Genomic DNA, 17,978 nt, shown 5'->3' on the forward strand with positions numbered 1-17,978 from the left:
CGCCTCCGCTTTCTATTCTACGAGCCCGAGCTCGCGAGCGATGATCATGAGCTGAACTTCTGTTGTGCCCTCGCCAACCTCGAGAACCTTGGAATCGCGGTAGTGGCGGCCGACGGCGTTCTCGTTGAGAAAGCCGTAACCTCCCCAGATCTGACTGGCGTCACGCGCATTCGCCATCGCGGCCTCGCTTGATGTGAGTTTCGCGAGGGATGCTTCCTTCTTGAACGGCTTGCCGGCCATCAACAGGGAGCACGCGTGGTAGTACGCCAGGCGTGCCGAATGCGTGCGTTCCTCCATGCGCGCGATCATAAACGCGATGTGCTGGTTAGATCCGATCGCCGTGCCAAACACGTTGCGCGTCTTCGCATAGGAGATTGCCTGCTCGAGGCATCCCTGCGCCGCGCCCGTGCACAACGCGGCGAAGGCAACGCGACCCTCATCCAGGATCGACAGAAAATTGGCGAAGCCGCGGCCCCGCTCCCCCAGGAGGTTCTCCTCGGGCACGCGAACGTCGTCAAAGCTGAGCGGGTGTGTATCTGACGTGTGCCAGCCCAACTTGTCGTAGGCGGCATGAACGGTGAGTCCGTCGGCTGGCGTCGGAACAAGAATTGACGAGAGTTCCGGCACAGTACCGCCTCGCGACGACGTGCGGCTGCCCGTCACCGCCGTGACAGTGATCAACCGCGTGATGGGGGTTCCGGAGTTGGTGATGAACTGCTTCGTGCCGTTGATCACCCACTCGCCGTCCACGACCTCGGCCGTCGTCTTCGTTGCTCCGGCATCGGAACCCGCCTCGGCCTCGGTGAGCCCGAAGGCGGCGAGCGCCGTGCCAGACGTCAGCTGCGGCAGAAACCGCTCGCGCTGCGCGTCAGAACCGAATCGATAGACCGGCATAGCGCCGAGACCGACTCCGGCCTCGAGAGTGACCCCGATGGACTGGTCGACGCGGGAGAGCTGTTCAACCGCCAGGCACAGTGACAGGTAGTCCTTGCCGCGTCCGCCGAATTCGACGGGGAACGGCAGGCCAAAGAGCCCCATCTCGCCCATCTGCTCGATGATCTCGAGGGGCAGACGTCGTTCGGTGTCATAGCTGTAGGCAGCGGGGGCGATCACCGTGTCGGCGAAATCCTTCACTGTCCGCGCAAGTTCGAGGTGCTCCTCGTCGAGTTCGGTGTTCACGCGTTCCCTCTTTCTTGTTGTGCGTCCTTGTGGGACTCTTCTGCGCTGTCCTCGGAGTCGAGGGCAACGATTGTCGCGACGATGGCGTCTTTCGCCACAGTCTGATTGCGGGATGCTGCAAGGGTTACTGTTCCGGCGAGAGGCGCGATGATCCTGTGTTCCATCTTCATCGCCTCGATCACGAGCACCGTGTCACCCGCGGCGACCGTGTCTCCGTCTGCAACACGTACGGCAACGATCGTTCCTGGCATGGGAGAGCGCAGCTCTGGTTCAGCAAGAGAGCTGTCTGTTCGTGCCGCCCGTGCGCTGTCTCGGTCGACGACGGAGAATTCTCTGGCGGCAGTGCCGTCGTGAATCCACATGCTCTCACCGACGCGCATGACTTTGACGTTCGACGTTTCTCCATCAATTCCGATCTGCCGCTCGAGTCCGACACCGTGAATGCTCGCGGCGCGACCATCGATGCGCGCGTTCTGCGGATGCCCCGAGACGGCGACCGTGCGCTCGTCGCCGCCGTGCCGCATCCGGGTATCGATTGCTCGAGCGTCGGCGCCGAGCCTCCATCCGCTGGGAGCTGCCCACGGGTTTGTTCCGCTGTCTCGCCAGCGTGCCTCGTGTGCGGCTAGCGCAATGGCAGACCAGATACGATCGGTGACAGCGTCGCCCTCACCTTCGACAACTCGTGAGTCGATCGTTGTCGTGGTCATCGTTCCGGCGCGCACCTCCGCGTCAGTGACGAGAGCATGCAAAAACGATGTGTTTGTTGTGACGCCGAAGATCACGGTCTCCTCGAGGGCGCGACCGAGTCTTTCGAATGCCCTTTCGCGTGTGTCGTCGTACGCGATGATCTTCGCCATCATCGGGTCGTAGTCGGAGCCGACGACGGTTCCCTGCTCGATTCCGCTGTCGACACGAACATCAGGGGGGAACGCAGCATACTCGACGGTTCCAGCTTGTGGCAGAAAGTTGGAGTCTTCGGCGTAGAGGCGCGCCTCAACGGCATGACCGGTCAGCGAAATGTCCTCCTGCGCGATCATCAGCGGCTCACCCGCTGCGATGCGGAGCTGCTGCTCAACCAGATCGACGCCTGTCACCGCTTCGGTCACCGGATGCTCCACCTGAAGACGGGTGTTCATCTCCATGAAGAAGAACTCATCCGGTGCGTCAGCTGACACGAGAAACTCCACAGTGCCCGCTCCTGTGTAGTCGACGCTCCGCGCGACGTCGCACGCCGCGCGCCCGATCCGCTCCCGTGTCGCCGGGTCGAGCAACGACGAGGGAGCCTCCTCGATGACCTTCTGGTGCCGCCGTTGCAGTGAGCACTCTCGCTCCCCCAGATGCAGCACGGTACCGAACGTGTCGGCGAGCACCTGCACCTCGATGTGCCGGGGCGAAGTGATCAGTCGCTCGATGAACAGAGTGTCATCGCCGAACGCGGCAGACGCCACGCGTCGAGCTGCACTGAGTGCCTCCGGCATGTCTTCTGGCCGGCGCACGTCGATCATGCCTTTGCCTCCGCCGCCCGCGGAAGGCTTCACGAGCACCGGGTATCCAATCTCGTTGGCGGCCCCGACAAGCTGTTCGTCAGACATACCGGGTGCGGCGTGCCCCGGAATCCCGGCGACGCCGTCGGCCTCGACACGTTGCTTCGCCCGAATTTTGTCGCCCATGATCTCGGTCGCTTTCGGGTCGGGACCGATATACGTGAGGCCCGCGGCTTCGCACGCGGAGGCGAAGCGAGAGTTCTCCGAGAGAAATCCGTAACCGGGATGCACGGCATCGGCGCCAGAGCGACGCGCGGCATCGATGACACGCTCAATGTTCAGATAGCTTTCGGATGCTCGAGCGGGACCAAGCCGCACAGCTTTGTCTGCCGCGCGCACGTGAGGAGCCCGAGCGTCGGCGTCGCTGTACACGGCGACAGAGCGAATGCCGAGACGCCGCAGCGTGCTGATGATACGGACGGCGATCTCGCCTCTGTTCGCGATCAATACGGTCTGAAACATCATCACATCCTGAACAGGCCGAAGCCGGATTCATCAAGCGGGCTTCGTGCACTCACGTCAAGAGCGAGGCCGAGTACCGTTCGGGTCTGCGCCGGGTCGATGATTCCGTCGTCCCAGAGGCGGGCAGTGGAGTAATACGGATTTCCCTGCTTCTCATACTGATCGCGAATCGGCTGCCGAAACGCATGCTCTTCGTCATCCGCCCAGTGTTCGCCTCGTTTCGTCATGCCGTCGCGCTTTACCGTTGCCAGCACTTCGGCGGCCTGCTGCCCTCCCATCACCGAGATGCGGGCTGCGGGCCACATCCACAGGAAGCGAGGCGAATACGCACGTCCGCACATCGAATAGTTGCCGGCGCCGAACGATCCACCGATCACAACCGTCAGCTTGGGAACCCGGGTGGTGGCAACGGCCGTGACCATTTTGGCGCCGTGCTTGGCGATGCCGCCTTCCTCATATTCGCGTCCCACCATGAATCCCGAGATGTTCTGCAGAAACACCAGAGGAATTCCACGCTGATCGCAGAGCTCGATGAAGTGCGCACCCTTGAGCGCAGACTCGGAGAACAGCACACCGTTGTTTGCGACGATTCCCACGGGATGCCCATGGATGCGTGCGAAGCCCGTCACGAGCGTGACACCGTATTCACGTTTGAACTCGTGAAACTCACTGGCATCGACGATGCGAGCAATTACTTCGCGCACGTCGTAGGTCTCGTGAAGATCTACCGGTACAACGTCACAGATCGACTCGGCATCAACGACAGGCTCAATGCTCTCTCCGACAGACCAGGCAGGTGCTGGGTTCTCGGGAAGTGTGCTCACGATGTCTCGCACGATACGCAACGCGTCATCATCATCCTCGGCAAGATGATCCGTTACTCCGCTGATGCGCGAGTGGGTGTCTCCGCCACCCAGGTGCTCTGCCGAGACAATCTCACCCGTTGCCGCTTTCACAAGCGGCGGTCCGCCAAGGAAGATTGTTCCCTGTTCGCGCACGATCACGGTCTCGTCGCTCATCGCGGGCACATACGCTCCTCCCGCTGTGCATGAGCCGAGCACAGCAGCAATCTGCGGAATTCCCGCTGCCGACATTCGCGCCTGGTTGTAGAAGATCCGGCCGAAATGGTCGCGGTCGGGAAACACGTCGTCCTGCATGGGCAGAAAAGCCCCACCCGAGTCGACAAGACTGATGCAGGGAAGCTTATTCTGCCCGGCAATCTCCTGCGCACGAAGATGCTTTTTCACTGTCATCGGATAGTAGGTACCACCCTTGACCGTCGCGTCGTTGCAGATGATCATCACGTGCCGACCATGCACGACGCCAACGCCTGCAACAACACCGGCTCCTGGCGATGCACCGTCGTAGAGGCCGTCAGCAGCAAGTGGCGCCACCTCGAGAAACGGGCTCCCCTCGTCGAGAAGCCGATCGATGCGATCGCGAGGAAGGAGTTTGCCCCGCTCAACGTGGCGCTCTCGCGCCCGCTCGTTGCCTCCAAGCCGAGCGACCCGCAGCCGCTCCCTGAGCTCGCCGACGAGCGCTATTTGTGCCGCGGCGTTGCGCTGTGCCTCGTCGGATGTCGGGTCAATAGCTGTGGTCAGAGTGTGCATGAATCCCCTGTGGTCGTCGATGACCGTTTTCAGTTAGCGAGCATTAACTCGCCGTCTCTTAGGTTAGTATTCAATAACTGAAGTGTCCAGTGGCAGCGGACAGCCGAAGGAGGCCGGGCATGTCAGAAAAGCCACACGGGCGCAGCGACGCGAAGAACAAGCGAAGGCACTCGCTGCTTGATGCCGCGGCCGCCCTGTTCTCAGAACACGGTTTCAACGGCGTTTCAATGGAAGACCTTGGAACTGCCGTCGGCGTTTCCGGGCCGGCAGTCTACAGACATTTCCCCAGCAAACAGGCAGTCCTCGCCGAATTGCTCATCGGTGTCAGCACTGCCCTGCTCGAGGGCGGTTCGATCGAGACACAGCGCGCACCGAAAGGCGACCTCGCACTGCGTGCCCTGATCGAATTTCATGTCGACTTCGCCATTCGCAACACAGACGTCATCCGCGTGCATGACCGCGATCGCAGCGCCCTCTCACCACAGGACGCACACACGGTTCGGCTCCTCCAGCGACAGTACGTCGAGTTGTGGGTATCGCTTCTCGAACGACTTTCTCCCGAAGCAGACGTTGCGGAGCTGCGGGTACGCGCACACGCAGCCTTCGGCCTCATGAACTCGACGCCGTACTCCGTCCGCCATCGCGGTGCGGCGAATACGGATCGTCTGCGGGCACTGCTCGAACGCATGAGCTACGCCGCCCTCACGAGCTGAGGCCACGACGCATCCGAAGAATGCCTCGTGGCCTCTCCGATCAGAGGAGCGTGAGCGCCGTGCCTGGGTCTTCCAAAACACGTGCCACATCGACAAGAAAGCGCGACGCTTGCTCACCATCGACAATGCGATGATCGAACGACATACTGAGGGTCATCACGTCTCGCAGCGCAACCTCGTCGTTGTACTCCCACGGCCGTCGGCGCACCGCGCCCGCCGCAACGATCGCTGATTGTCCCGGAGTGAGGATGGGTGTTCCCGCATCCACACCGAAAACACCGACATTCGTCAATGTTATTGTTCCGCCCGACATGTCGGCTGGCTGCGTTCTGCCCTCGCGCGCGGTCGTCACGAGCGTGCTGATCGCGTCGGCCAGGTCAAGCAGCGCCAGTGCGTCTGCGTTCTTCACGACGGGCACGACGAGCCCTCTCTCGGTCGCCGCTGCTACGCCAAGATTGATGTGACCGAATTCGATGATCTGCTGTGCATCCTCGTCCCAGTACGCGTTTACTGACGGCGTTCGCTTCGCCGCGAGCAGCATTGCCTTTGAGATGACGCTCATGATGGTGATGCGGGTTTTCGGATGCTGCGATCGCAACCGTGTGACGAGTTCGCTCGTGCGCGTCACATCAATGGTGATGAACTCGCTCGCGTGTGGAGCGGTGAACGCCGATGCCGTCATCGCCGCAGCTGTCGCCTTTCGAACGCCCTTGATCGGAATGCGAACATCCCCGTGGCGTCCGGCGTCGGTCATCGTCTGCTCAGGTGCCGTCTCGGCGGCACCCGACTCAGCCGCCCGCTGAACATCGGCCCTCGTGATGAGGCCGCCTGCCCCCGTGCCGTCGACCCCGGTCAGGTCGACGCCGCACTCCCGGGCGAAGATGCGAACCGGCGGCGTCGTTCTCGGTCGCTCTCTGCGACCGGTGCCCGATGCCGGCCCGGCGGTTTCGAGGGCGGGCGTAGCCTGAGCGGCATCCGGTTCTACCGCCTCTTTCAACGTCTGGATGCCGGTCGCTGTCGTTTCGTCCCACGACCGCCGCCGGCGCTTCGGTGCAGCGCCGCCTTCTTTCTTTGGACCATAGCCCACAAGCACCGGCTCGCGCTCTTCCTTCACTCCGCTGCCCTCAGGCCCGTCGTCACCGCCCTCGAGTTCGAAAGCGATGATGGGCTCGCCAACTTGCACTGTCGTGCCTTCCTGGGCGTAAAGCTTTCGAATCGTGCCATCGAAAGGCGACGGGAGCTCGACAAGGGCCTTCGCCGTCTCGATTTCCGCGATCACCTGGTTAACCTCGACGGCGTCGCCCTCGGCGATCTTCCAGCTGGCGATCTCTGACTCTGTGAGGCCTTCGCCGAGGTCAGGCAGAAGAAAATCCTTGATGCTCATCCGTCGAACCTCCAGTCACTCAGCGAATTTCGACGGCCCATCGCCCGGTCGACCGCATCGAGAATGCGGTCAAGATCAGGCAGAAACTGGTCTTCGAACGCTGCCGGAGGGTATGGCGTGTCAAACCCTGTGACGCGTTCGGGCGCTGCTTCCAGGTATTCAAAGCAGCGTTCGGTGATTGTCGCGGCGATCTCTGCTCCCAGCCCGGCGAACCGCTGCGCCTCGTGGGTGACGACGAGCCGACCCGTCACGCGAACTGACGCGACGACGGCGTCGAAGTCGACGGGTTGAAGTGAGCGCAGATCGATGACCTCAACAGAGATGCCGTCCTCGGCTGCAGCGGCGGCAACGTCCATCGCCGTTGGCACAAGCGGCCCGTACGTGACGAGTGTCACATCTGTTCCGCTCGTCAGCACGCGCGCTGAGCTGAGAGAACGCTCCGGGGTCTGCTCGAGATTAACCTCGCCCTTCATCCAGTAGCGACGCTTCGGCTCGAAAAAGAGCACGGGGTCGTCGCTCGCGATCGCCTGCCGGAGCATCGAGTACGCGTCCTGCGGGTTCGAGCAGGACACGACGCGCAAACCGGCGGTGTGCGCAAAGTAGGCTTCCGGTGATTCGGAGTGATGCTCAACCGAGCCGATTCCACCCCCGAACGGCACTCGGATCGTAATCGGCATACGCACGTCTCCCGACGTCCGAGCATGCAGTTTCGCTACCTGGGCGACTATCTGGTCGAATCCGGGGTAGATGAAGCCGTCAAACTGAATTTCACACACCGGCCGGTACCCGCGATAGGCAAGCCCGACAGCGGTACCAATGATGCCCGCCTCTGCGAGCGGCGTGTCAATAACTCGACTCGGCCCAAACTCGGCTTTAAGTCCATCGGTGACGCGAAAGACTCCTCCGAGGTCTCCGATGTCCTCCCCCATGAGCACAACCTTCTCATTGTCAGAAAGTGCTCGCCTCAGGCCTTCATTGATCGACTTCGACAGGGTGAGGGTGTGCACGGTTTCTGCCGTATCTGCTGTCTTCTGCCCGGCCATCAGCGCTCACCTCCGTCGAAAGCCGCCAGGTATGCGGCGTGTTGGCTGCGCTGGCGAGCGAGGTGTGCGTTGGGCTCCGCGAAAACGGTGTCGAAGAACGAAAGCGGATCCGGCTCGGGAAGCGCTCGAATCGCTGCACGCAGGTCCTTCGCAACCTCATCAGCGTGATCGTCGATCTCCTGCAGCTGCGCATCGTCAAGCGCTCCGGCGTTGATCAGGTAACGCTTGACACGGTCAAGGGGGTCTTTCGCGCGCCATTCTTCGAGTTCAGCTTCCGGCCGGTACCGCGTCGGATCGTCACTCGTCGTGTGCGGCCCCATGCGGTACGTGACCGCCTCAATGTAGGTCGGCCCGTTTCCCGACCGCGCTCGATCTGCGGCAATGGCTGTCGCGGCGAAGACCGCGAGCACGTCGTTTCCATCGACACGGATGCTGGGAATGCCGAAGCCCGGCGCACGATCGGCGATCGGCTTCGTCGTCTGAACGCCGACAGGCTCGGAAATGGCGTAGTGGTTGTTCTGGCAGAAGAAGATCACGGGAGCTGAAAAGCTCGCCGCGAACACCATCGCCTCGTTGACGTCTCCCTGGCTGGTCGCACCGTCGCCGAAGTAGGCTATCGAGATGTCATCGGAGCGGTCGAAGTTGCAGCCCATGGCGTAGCCGACGGCATGAAGGCTCTGCGCTCCGATGATGATCGCCGGCGCGGCCATGCTGATGTCGTACGGGTTCCAGCCGGCGTTCGCGTTTCCGCGCCACACAGAGATCATCGTGGTGAGGTCGACTCCGCGACAATATGCGACGGCGTTTTCGCGGTAGCTGCCGAAAACAAAGTCGCTTTGACGCAGCGCATGGGCAGAGCCTACTTGTGCGGCTTCCTGGCCGAGAAGTGGCGGCCACAGACCGATCTCGCCTTGACGTTGCAACGCCGTAGCTTCGGTATCGAGGCGCCGGCTGATGAGCATGTCTTCGTACAGCGAGCGCAATTCGGCCGAGCCGATATCGGCAACCCACGGGTCGAAACCCGGGGCATCCACGCGTTCTCCGCGCGGAGTGAGCAGTTGGACATACTCCCCTGAGTGTGTGAGGAGCATTGTCGGACCATGTGTGGTGGACACTATGACACGCGTCTTTCTCTCGTGTTCCGCATGGGTTGCTTGTGGCTCGCCATACGGCCCCGGCCTCGTTGCCGGATTACTTCGAGACTACGTCACGTTGAGCGGGCTCTCAATGCGGCTCGCGCACAGCTTAACGATGATGATGGCCCGCCCCGCGGCGCGGGACGGGCCATCATGAAGCGAAAAGCTTAGCTCTCTTCGTCCGGTGACTCGGCACCGGAGTCGGCGTCCTCGTCTGCGATAACGGGCTGGAGCGACAGCTTGCCGCGGTCGTCCACCTTCGTCACCTCAACCAGAATCTTCTGTCCGACGCCGAGAACATCTTCGACTGCTCCCACTCGCTTGCCGCCGGCAAGCTTGCGGACCTCCGAGATGTGCAGCAGTCCGTCCTTGCCCGGAAGCAGCGAGATGAACGCACCAAACGCCGCGATCTTCACGACAGTTCCGAGGAACTGGTCGCCGACCTCAGGGTTTGTCGGGTTGGCGATGGCGTTGACCTGAGCGCGTGCAGCCTCAGCAGACGGACCATCGACAGCCCCGATGAACACGGTGCCGTTGTCTTCAATCGAAATGTCGGCTCCCGTCTCGTCCTGGATGCCGTTGATCGTCTTGCCCTTCGGGCCGATCAGCTCACCGATCTTGTCAACGGGAATCTGCACGCTGATCACGCGCGGAGCCGTCGGGGCCATCTCGTCCGGAGCATCGATCGCGGCATTCAGCACCTGCAGAATCTGCGTGCGCGCGTCCTTCGCCTGCGTGAGGGCTGCGGCCAACACGGAGGCAGGGATGCCGTCGAGCTTCGTGTCGAGCTGAATTGCCGTCACATACTCGCTTGTTCCCGCGACCTTGAAGTCCATGTCGCCGAGAGCGTCTTCGGCTCCGAGAATGTCGGTCAGTGCCGCATAGCGCGTCTGACCGTCCACTTCGTCGGTGACGAGTCCCATGGCGATTCCGGCGACGGGAGCCTTGAGCGGAACACCAGCGTTGAGCAGCGACAACGTCGACGCACACACGGAGCCCATCGACGTCGAGCCGTTCGATCCGAGAGCCTCGGACACCTGGCGAATCGCGTAAGGGAACTCGTCGCGGCTCGGCAGAACGGGCGCTAGCGCACGCTCGGCGAGGAATCCATGACCGATCTCACGACGCTTGGGCGAACCGACACGACCCGTCTCTCCCGTCGAATACGGCGGGAAGTTGTAGTGGTGCATGTAGCGCTTGTGCGTCTGCGGAGACAGCGAATCGATCTGCTGCTCCATCTTGAGCATGTTCAGCGTTGTGATGCCCATGATCTGAGTCTCTCCACGCTGGAAGATCGCCGATCCGTGAACACGAGGGATGACCTGAACTTCGGCGTCGAGCGGACGGATGTCCGCAAGTCCACGTCCGTCCATGCGCACGCCCTCCGAGAGGATGCGGCCGCGAACGATGTTCTTTGTCACCGACTTGTACGCGGCAGAGACCTGTGCCGTTGCCTCGGCGAAAAGTTCTCCGGCCTCGACTTTGGCTGCGATCGCCTCTTTGACGCGATCCTTCAGTGCGTCATCTGCGTCTTGGCGCTCGAGCTTGTCGGCGATCTGGTAGATCTTCGACAGCTCATCTGATGCCAGCGCTTCGACCGCTGCGAGCACCTCGTCGGTGTACGGAAGGAATACCGGGTAGTCCTTGATCTCCTTTGCCGCGTGCGATGCCATCTCTGACTGTGCGCGCACCAGCTCGGCGATGAATGGCTTTGCCGCCTCGAGTCCGCCAGCGACGATCTCTTCGTTCGGCTTAACGGCACCAGCTTTGATCAGGTCGAAGCTGTGCTCCGTGGCTTCAGCCTCCACCATCATGATGGCGACGTCATCGGTACCGTCGGCATTCTTAATGACGCGTCCGGCGACCATGAGGTCGAAGACCGCTTGCTCAACCTGCTCGGCGTTCGGGAATGCCACCCACTGGTCCTCGCCCTGGCCGTTGCCGGGGATGAGCGCCAAACGCACACCGGCAATGGGTCCGGAGAACGGCAAGCCCGAGATCTGTGTCGAGGCCGAGGCCGCGTTGATCGCAAGCGCGTCATAGAACTCGCCCGGTGCGATCGACAGCACGGTGATCACGATCTGCACCTCGTTGCGGAGGCCGTTGACAAACGACGGACGCAGTGGTCGGTCGATCAGGCGGCAGACGAGGATTGCATCCGTCGACGGGCGGCCTTCGCGACGGAAGAACGATCCGGGGATCTTTCCGGCAGCGTAGCTGCGCTCTTCCACGTCAACGGTCAGGGGAAAGAAGTCGAAATTGTCTTTCGGATGCTTTCCAGCCGACGTGGCCGAAAGAATCATTGTTTCGTCGTCAAGGTAGGCGGCGACGGCGCCCTGTGACTGCTGAGCGAGACGGCCCGTCTCGAAACGAATAGTGCGCTTTCCGAAGCGCCCATTGTCGAGGACGGCCTCGGCAGCAGTAATTTCTGGACCTTCCAAGGTCACTCTCCTTTGTGTCCGCGGGCGCGCCAAAGCACGCCCGACGTTCACGGAGCAGAACAGGCAGTACATACTCATGACCACAGTGAGGTCGTCATGGCTGATCTCCAGTAGAAAATTGCTCTCACTCCACCGCGAGAGAAATCCACCACCGAGGACCAGCTTCCTGCCGGCCTGCTCCGTTCTTGCACGATCGATCAGCTGATCGACCTCGCTTGATGCTATCAGAGCACCCTGCACGCGCCCGAGTATCCGCGTGTCTGGCACGTTGTCGCTTCGGAGCGCTACCGTTGACTCAGCGCGAACAGGGGGTAAGAGCATGGCGCAAGCGTCGGGCCAGGTCGTCGCTCTCGGTGTTGGCCCCGGGTCTGCTCCAGGCCTTGCTTCGGTCGCCGAGCTCGGCGATGGGCCGTATCGCCACGTTCTGCGTGTCGCGCTCGCTTTGCGCGGAGGAGTCAGCCTCGCTGTGTGGATCGGCGGTGCCGTCGCCGAGCTCGACGTCGCGCGACGCGTGCGCATTCGGCAGACATCGAGTGGCTGGGATGCGTTCTACACTCCCCCCACTGGCAGTTCACCGCCGACGCCCGACACGCCTGAAGTCGTGCGCGCCCGAGAGTATGGTCGGCTCCTCGCCGCGGCATCCTTTGACTCGATCGAGATCGACGTTCTCGCCGGCGCGAGTGCCGGTGGGCTCAACGCCGTCGTCTATGCGGTTGCCCAACGTGCGGGCGCGAGCGTGAATCCGCTGCTCGAAACCTGGCAGGATGCCGCCGACATTCGGCGACTGCTGCAGCCACCGGGTTTCACACGCGTTGACTCTCTGCTGCGTGGCGACTACTACTTCTGGCCTCGAGTCACTCGCGCTCTCCACGATCTCTACGACGACAAACGCATTCCGCACAACGATCTCCATCGCTCGAGCGCCGTGAGCATTGATCTGGCTGCGACGGTCATTGACAGTGCAGACCGGAGCGTGCCTGGTGCACGAGACAGTCGGGGATATTTTCATTTTGTCGGTTCCGACAGCGCAGACGGGGCCGATCGCGGGCGCAGCATTCCAGCACAGATAGGAGATGGGGCCGATCTGGCGCGTCTCGCCTATGCCGCGCGCTCGACCTCATCGTATCCGGGTGCTTTTGAGCCGGCGCTCATCTTCTCATCGACAAAGAACGCGTCTGACGGGCCAGAGGGCGACGCAACCCACATCGACATGTCGTATGCCTTCAGCGGGCATCGCCCCTCGTGGAACCATCCATTCCGCGTCATTGATGGCAGCATCCTTGACGAGGTTCCGATTGACCAGGCCTTCAAAGCCGCTCGACGCTCCGCGTCTGAGACGAGTTCGTCACGTCTCGTGCTGTACCTCGATCCGAGCCCACCTGCACCGTCACCGCGAACTATCAGGCCGACGCGCTATGGCCCGACGGAGCCGCCACGTGGACCGCTCTCTGTCATGCGCCGATTTGCCGACCGACAGTCTCGCATTCTCAACGTTCTGCGCTTCGGCGGCGGATCCCTCGATGATCGAGAGCCGGGTGCAGACGAAATCGCCCACATCGAGCGTTTCCGACTGGGTCTGCTACGAGAACATGCGCGAGGCGACGCGTACGCAGCCGCTCAGACAGCTGCACACTTCGACGCGGATGCAGCCAGACGCGCCTATGTCAGATACAGAGCTTCGGCCGATGTACAGTACCTCAGCACCGTCACCGCTGACCCGTCCGCATGGCAAAACTCCGCGAACATCGCATCCCGGTCGGTGTGGCGAGCCTGGGACGGCACCGACCGCGAAGACCTGGAGCATGCAGCGAACGAGCGCTACTCTCGCGCAACGAACGAATCAGCGGCTTCGACTGTCGTTGATGCGATCGCTCTGGGGCCACAGGGAGTTCTCGACGCGGCCCTGTGCGGTTTGAGCTGGGTGCGTGCCCTCGAGCGGCTCCCGCCGGAAGCGCTCCCCGAGGGTACGTCGATCGCCGATATTCGTATGACCCTCTATCGGGTGCTTGGCGCTGCCACCGATGCGCGAGACGCCACCGTGGTCGATGTTCTCGATTCCGCACGGTCGGGAATCAGCCCGGCAACCCGCGCAATCGACACCTGGATCACCGTTCAAGAAACCACGGACGTCAGTACCCTCTGGGGTGAACTCGACACGATCGTGTGCCTCCTTCGAGAGATTTCACCAGCCGTTGAGGGCAATGGTGTCTGGGCGCACAGCCCATTCAGCGTATTTCCGGCGCGCGGTGCGGGCGCCCGAGATCTTGCGCCTTTCCTCGCTCCCCGAGGCATCCCCGAGCCGATCAGCGCGCTCTCGTTCGAACGGCTGACAGCCGATGAACCTCCGGCACATAGCGAGCAGTTCACGACGCTCATTCGCCGTCGCCAACGGCGCCGGGCACGCATTGCACTCAGCCTCGACCCCGCCGACGTCACAGACGAATCACTTGTGCGCCTTTTCACCGGGCCAACGCTGACCGCTGACGACAAGCTGTCGGGTTCGCTGCTGTTCAACTTCGGTGGATTTCTCAGCAGAACATGGCGAGCAAACGACTGGTGGTGGGGTCGCCTCGACGCGTCCGCCGCGATCGTGCGCATCTTCAGCGAACGCTCCCGTGACGATGCGCAAGCAGCGCACGTCACCGACTCTCTGGATGCTGTGCAGACGGCGCTCTTCACAGAGCTCGCCGCGTCACCAGAAGCACCGCTTTCTGGGAGGGATACTCCTCGCAGCATCCCCGAGATCAGAGAAGCATTTGAGTTTGGAGCAGACTCGCTCGACAACCTCACTCCGCAGTACCGTCTCGCGATCGCCTCTCGCACACTGCGCATCGCCTCGCGTGCTTTGTCGAGTTCAATCGGGCCCGTCGGCCGCATTCTCGTCACTCTCGCGCGACCTCTCGCTGTTGCGACTCCCCTTGCGACTACTCCGCTCCGTGCTGCACTTCTCGGAGCGACAATTGGACTCACCGTTGCTGTGACGACCGGGTTGACTGGCGCCTCGGGCCCGACGAACCTTGCGGTCACCTGGCCAGCGCACCTGATATCCGCTGTCATCATCTGCACGTCGATTGCCGGATATCTGAGTGCCTCGCGCCGGTGGCAACACGTCATCCGGGGCCTTCATCGCGTGGAGCTTTCGTTGCCCCGAGACACCGTTGCGAATGTCGTCGCCCTGCGCTCACAGGCACGAATGCAGGGTGGTGCCTTGTGCGGTCTCGCCGCAGTCACGTCGTTAGCTGCCTCGATTGTGGTGGCGCTGCGTGGGCTCGACTCAACGTGGTGGATCCTCATTGCCGCGGCAATAGCCATCGCAGTTCACGCGCGAGTACGTTCGCTCGACCCGTCGGCGAGCCCCCATCCGTCACCCTTCTACGTCGTCGGCTTTGCCGTGTTCTTCGTCTGGGCCGCGATGATTATCGCGATTCCTCTCGTTCTCGGTCCGCTCCAGATCGACCATCGCTTGGTGACACCTGTCACGATCGCCATCGCGGGTGGTCTCGGCTCGGTGCTGCTCACCGTCGGCTGGCTGACGCCAGGGTGGTCGCTTCGAGGCCTCCTCGCGAACCCGTTCTCGACAAGTGTGCTCTCTGCATTCGCAGGAGGCATCCCCGTCTGGATCGCCACCCGCATGACACAGACTCCCTTCCCTGTTCTCACAACGGTCTCTACCGTCATCATCGCGATCGGCCTGTGGGGAACAACGCTATGGTGGCTTCCTGAGCTGCCTCCTGGGGCGCACGATCGCCCGACCGAGAACGACGTGCGCCGCCCCGCCGCCGTCTGACCACAAAGGACAATCATGTCGACTGCCCCGGCAACAGGCTCCGCTTCCACCCGAAGCAAGCGCATCCCGCTGTGGGACAACGCCCGGTTTGCGTGCATCACCCTCGTCGTGATGGGGCACGGCATTCAGAGGCTCGTCGGCGATTCCGATGCCGCCCTCACGGTCTACCTTGTGATCTACTCGTTCCACATGCCCGCGTTCGCCTTCATCAGCGGGTACTTCTCGAAGTCTGGCGCACCGTCGATCCGGCAGATGCAGCGCGTCATCACCGACATTGTGCTTCCTTACGTCTTCATGGAGTCGATCTGGACCGCCGTCAAGTTCTTCGCCGAAGGGGACGAAACTCTCAATCCGACCAAGCCGTCATGGACTCTCTGGTTTCTCCTCGCCCTCGCCATCTTCCGGCTCGTGCTCCCCTACCTCGCGCTCGTGCGCTGGCCGTTGCTCTGGGCCGTGGTTCTCTCCGTCGGTGTCGGCTATCTCGACAACGTCGACAGTACGTTCTCGCTTGCACGCCTTTTCGGCATCCTCCCGTTCTTCGTTTTGGGATGGCGCGTCAAAAAGTGGGATCTGTTCGCCCGGTTGCGGCTGAACGAGCACATTCCGTGGTGGGTACGCACGGCGGCTCTCGCTATCTTCGCCATGTGGGCTGCCTGCGTGTGGGTCTTCGTCGATCTCTGGCGCGACGTTGGACTACGTCACTGGTTCTTTTACGACCAGTCGTATGACGGTCTCGGACAAGACGCGTGGTGGGCCGGAGCCGTTCGCCTCGCCGTCCTGCTGCTCAATACCGTGCTGATCGCCGCGTTCATCGTGCTCATCCCTCGCCACCGCAACGTCTTCTCCGGCTTTGGGCAGGCGACGATGTACGTCTATTTGCTACACAGCTTCGCTCTCTACCCGCTTCGCGAGTCCGGACTTCTCAAGCATGAGGCGCTTGCTGACTATCTGCTTCCCGTTATGCTCGGCGTGAGCTTTCTGCTGGCCGTTGCGTTGTCGACGTGGCCGGTGCGGCGGTTCTTCCGTCCGCTTATCGAGCCGAAGCCGCATTGGATCTTCACACGTGATGATCGGCTGCCCGCTGGTCCAAGTCGCACTGACCCAACAGGGTCGCGGCGTCCGCGAACCGAAAGCGTTCCGACGGTCGCACCGCACTCGGGTGAGGAGGATGCCGGTTCGTCGGAGCGCCCGAGTTAGGAACGCCGTCGGATCGCGACAAGAACGACACCCACAAGCACGAGCGCAATGATCACGGCAAGAAACGCCTTGACTGCAAACCAGAGCAGCTGGAAGAAGGCGCCGATGAGCCACCATGCGACGATGATCGCCACGATGAATACGGCGACGGCCAGTATGCGGCGGCCTGTCTTTCCCATGTGATCCTCTCCGAGCGAAGGCATCCCTCACACTGCGGCAAACCGGCCGTCACCATGGGTGACGGCCGGTCGCGTGAAGAAGTGCGATATACGCTTAGCGGCGCAGTCCGAGGCGCTCGATGAGCGCGCGGTAGCGGTTGATGTCAACGTTGGACAGGTAGCCCAGCATGCGACGGCGCTGACCGACGAGAAGGAGCAGTCCACGACGCGAGTGGTGGTCGTGCTTGTGATCCTTCAGGTGCTCGGTGAGCCCCTTGATGCGCTCCGTCATCACGGCGATCTGGACCTCTGGGGATCCGGTGTCACCGGGGTGGGTAGCGTACTCTTCGATGATCGCCTTCTTGGTCTCTGCATCAAGTGCCATAGAATCGATCCCCTTCCTGTCGTTGCGCGGTGCCCGTCACACGACGTGCGAGCTCTCTTTATCCGCGGCCGATAGACGGCAACTGAACAATGTTAGCAGACCCCAGCGACCTCACCTGACCCTTTGGGCACCCCGCGATCGCGCGGCTCGCTCGAGAACATATCCGTGGACAATTCGGGCGACGATGGCACCGGCAATTGCGCCGAGCGTGTTGGCAATGATGTCACTGAAGGTCGCGTATCGTGTCGCCGCGAGCACAAGACCTTGGAGGGACTCAATCACGACGGTGTAGATCACTCCGGCGATGATTCCCATCCACCAGCGACGGCGCCCCGCCCACAGAGCCACGAATAGTCCCAGCGGAACGAACATGCCGATATTCGCAGTGAACTCGACGACCTCATACGTCAGCCACGCGGTGAGCGGATGCTGGGACAAGGCCTCGATCACCTGGTCAATCGTTCCGTCAATGCCGTCGCTGAACGGGTCCGGTGTCAGCGTAACCGCGCCGATGAACACCACATAGAGTGTGCTCAGGGCTCCGAAGACGGCACGTCGATGCAGCATCCTCCCATTGTGTCGCACTGACGCTCTGCGCGCCGCCCTGGTCTTCGGTTCCGTGGTCGCATAGTCTGAGTCGAACCGGAAGATCAACGGCGGCTCTATCGCCGTTGCGTTGCAAGGAGGACAATGAGCTCCGATAATTCAGCTCCAGAGGGCCCACCAGAAGACGTCAAGCGCAAGTTCCGTGAAGCGCTTGACCGCAAGAACAAGCAACAGAAAAATTCGGTCGATGGTGAAGACCACCTTCGGGAGAATTCACCGGTCGACCATGCGCAGAGTCGACCAGACCAGAAGCGTGACTTCCGTCGCAAAACAGGCTGAGAATCGGTTGCTGTGTGAAACGGGGCGGGTGAGTCGATATCGGCTCACCCGCCC

14 protein-coding genes are annotated in these 17,978 nt (G+C 62.1%); 4 read left to right on the top strand and 10 right to left on the bottom strand.

What is annotated here, in order from left to right:
* Positions 1–12 precede the first annotated feature (12 nt).
* The 3 genes from HCR76_RS09775 to HCR76_RS09785 are packed head-to-tail and all read right to left on the bottom strand — an operon-like array spanning position 13 to position 4,795.
* Positions 13–1,179 (bottom strand): acyl-CoA dehydrogenase family protein, encoded by a 1,167-nt coding sequence (locus HCR76_RS09775; RefSeq protein WP_166992820.1) that lies wholly within the window; start codon positions 1,177–1,179, stop codon positions 13–15.
* A complete protein-coding gene (locus tag HCR76_RS09780) occupies positions 1,176–3,188 on the bottom strand; it encodes an acetyl/propionyl/methylcrotonyl-CoA carboxylase subunit alpha (protein WP_244971369.1) in 2,013 nt (670 codons plus the stop codon). Before HCR76_RS09780 ends, HCR76_RS09775 begins: the two co-directional genes overlap by 4 nt.
* On the bottom strand, positions 3,188–4,795 hold the full coding sequence (locus tag HCR76_RS09785) for a carboxyl transferase domain-containing protein (RefSeq protein ID WP_166992817.1): 1,608 nt from the start codon (positions 4,793–4,795) through the stop codon (positions 3,188–3,190). The genes HCR76_RS09780 and HCR76_RS09785 overlap by 1 nt, the downstream gene beginning before the upstream one ends.
* Before the next feature lie 119 nt (positions 4,796–4,914).
* Here HCR76_RS09785 and HCR76_RS09790 point away from each other — a divergent pair, with 119 nt between their 5' ends.
* Entirely contained in the window at positions 4,915–5,508 is a 594-nt protein-coding gene (locus HCR76_RS09790) for an SACE_7040 family transcriptional regulator (protein WP_166992814.1), read from the top strand.
* A gap of 40 nt (positions 5,509–5,548) precedes the next feature.
* On the opposite strand, the gene HCR76_RS09795 is transcribed toward HCR76_RS09790, so the two are convergent.
* The 4 genes from HCR76_RS09795 to HCR76_RS09810 form a co-directional block, all read right to left on the bottom strand.
* The gene (locus HCR76_RS09795; RefSeq protein ID WP_166992811.1) at positions 5,549–6,892 is read right to left on the bottom strand and encodes a dihydrolipoamide acetyltransferase family protein; all 1,344 of its coding nucleotides are present in this window, start codon (positions 6,890–6,892) and stop codon (positions 5,549–5,551) included.
* Complete coding sequence (locus HCR76_RS09800; RefSeq protein ID WP_434063568.1) at positions 6,889–7,935, bottom strand: alpha-ketoacid dehydrogenase subunit beta; 1,047 nt, start codon at positions 7,933–7,935, stop codon at positions 6,889–6,891. The genes HCR76_RS09795 and HCR76_RS09800 overlap by 4 nt, the downstream gene beginning before the upstream one ends.
* Positions 7,935–9,026, bottom strand: a complete 1,092-nt coding sequence (gene pdhA, locus HCR76_RS09805) for a pyruvate dehydrogenase (acetyl-transferring) E1 component subunit alpha (RefSeq protein WP_166992808.1) — start codon at positions 9,024–9,026, stop codon at positions 7,935–7,937. Before pdhA ends, HCR76_RS09800 begins: the two co-directional genes overlap by 1 nt.
* 212 nt (positions 9,027–9,238) lie before the next feature.
* Entirely contained in the window at positions 9,239–11,512 is a 2,274-nt protein-coding gene (locus HCR76_RS09810; RefSeq protein ID WP_166992805.1) for a polyribonucleotide nucleotidyltransferase, read from the bottom strand.
* A gap of 319 nt (positions 11,513–11,831) precedes the next feature.
* Here HCR76_RS09810 and HCR76_RS09815 point away from each other — a divergent pair, with 319 nt between their 5' ends.
* Positions 11,832–15,299, top strand: coding sequence for a DUF3376 domain-containing protein (locus HCR76_RS09815; protein WP_166992802.1), 3,468 nt, complete (start codon positions 11,832–11,834; stop codon positions 15,297–15,299).
* A gap of 15 nt (positions 15,300–15,314) precedes the next feature.
* Positions 15,315–16,496: an acyltransferase family protein gene (locus HCR76_RS09820; protein ID WP_166992800.1), complete on the top strand. Its 1,182-nt coding sequence runs from the start codon at positions 15,315–15,317 to the stop codon at positions 16,494–16,496.
* On the opposite strand, the gene HCR76_RS09825 is transcribed toward HCR76_RS09820, so the two are convergent.
* The 3 genes from HCR76_RS09825 to HCR76_RS09835 form a co-directional block, all read right to left on the bottom strand.
* A complete protein-coding gene (locus tag HCR76_RS09825; protein WP_166992797.1) occupies positions 16,493–16,675 on the bottom strand; it encodes a hypothetical protein in 183 nt (60 codons plus the stop codon). The genes HCR76_RS09820 and HCR76_RS09825 overlap by 4 nt on opposite strands.
* Positions 16,676–16,769: 94 nt before the next feature.
* A complete protein-coding gene (rpsO, locus tag HCR76_RS09830; RefSeq protein WP_166981503.1) occupies positions 16,770–17,039 on the bottom strand; it encodes a 30S ribosomal protein S15 in 270 nt (89 codons plus the stop codon).
* 111 nt (positions 17,040–17,150) lie between these two features.
* Positions 17,151–17,606 (bottom strand): VanZ family protein, encoded by a 456-nt coding sequence (locus HCR76_RS09835; RefSeq protein ID WP_166992794.1) that lies wholly within the window; start codon positions 17,604–17,606, stop codon positions 17,151–17,153.
* Between the two features lie 123 nt (positions 17,607–17,729).
* Between HCR76_RS09835 and HCR76_RS09840 the strand changes: the two genes are divergently transcribed.
* The gene (locus HCR76_RS09840) at positions 17,730–17,924 is read left to right on the top strand and encodes a DUF5302 domain-containing protein (RefSeq protein ID WP_166992791.1); all 195 of its coding nucleotides are present in this window, start codon (positions 17,730–17,732) and stop codon (positions 17,922–17,924) included.
* Positions 17,925–17,978 lie beyond the last annotated feature (54 nt).

This window comes from Paramicrobacterium chengjingii, assembly GCF_011751765.2.
Taxonomy (GTDB): Bacteria; Actinomycetota; Actinomycetes; order Actinomycetales; family Microbacteriaceae; genus Paramicrobacterium; species Paramicrobacterium chengjingii.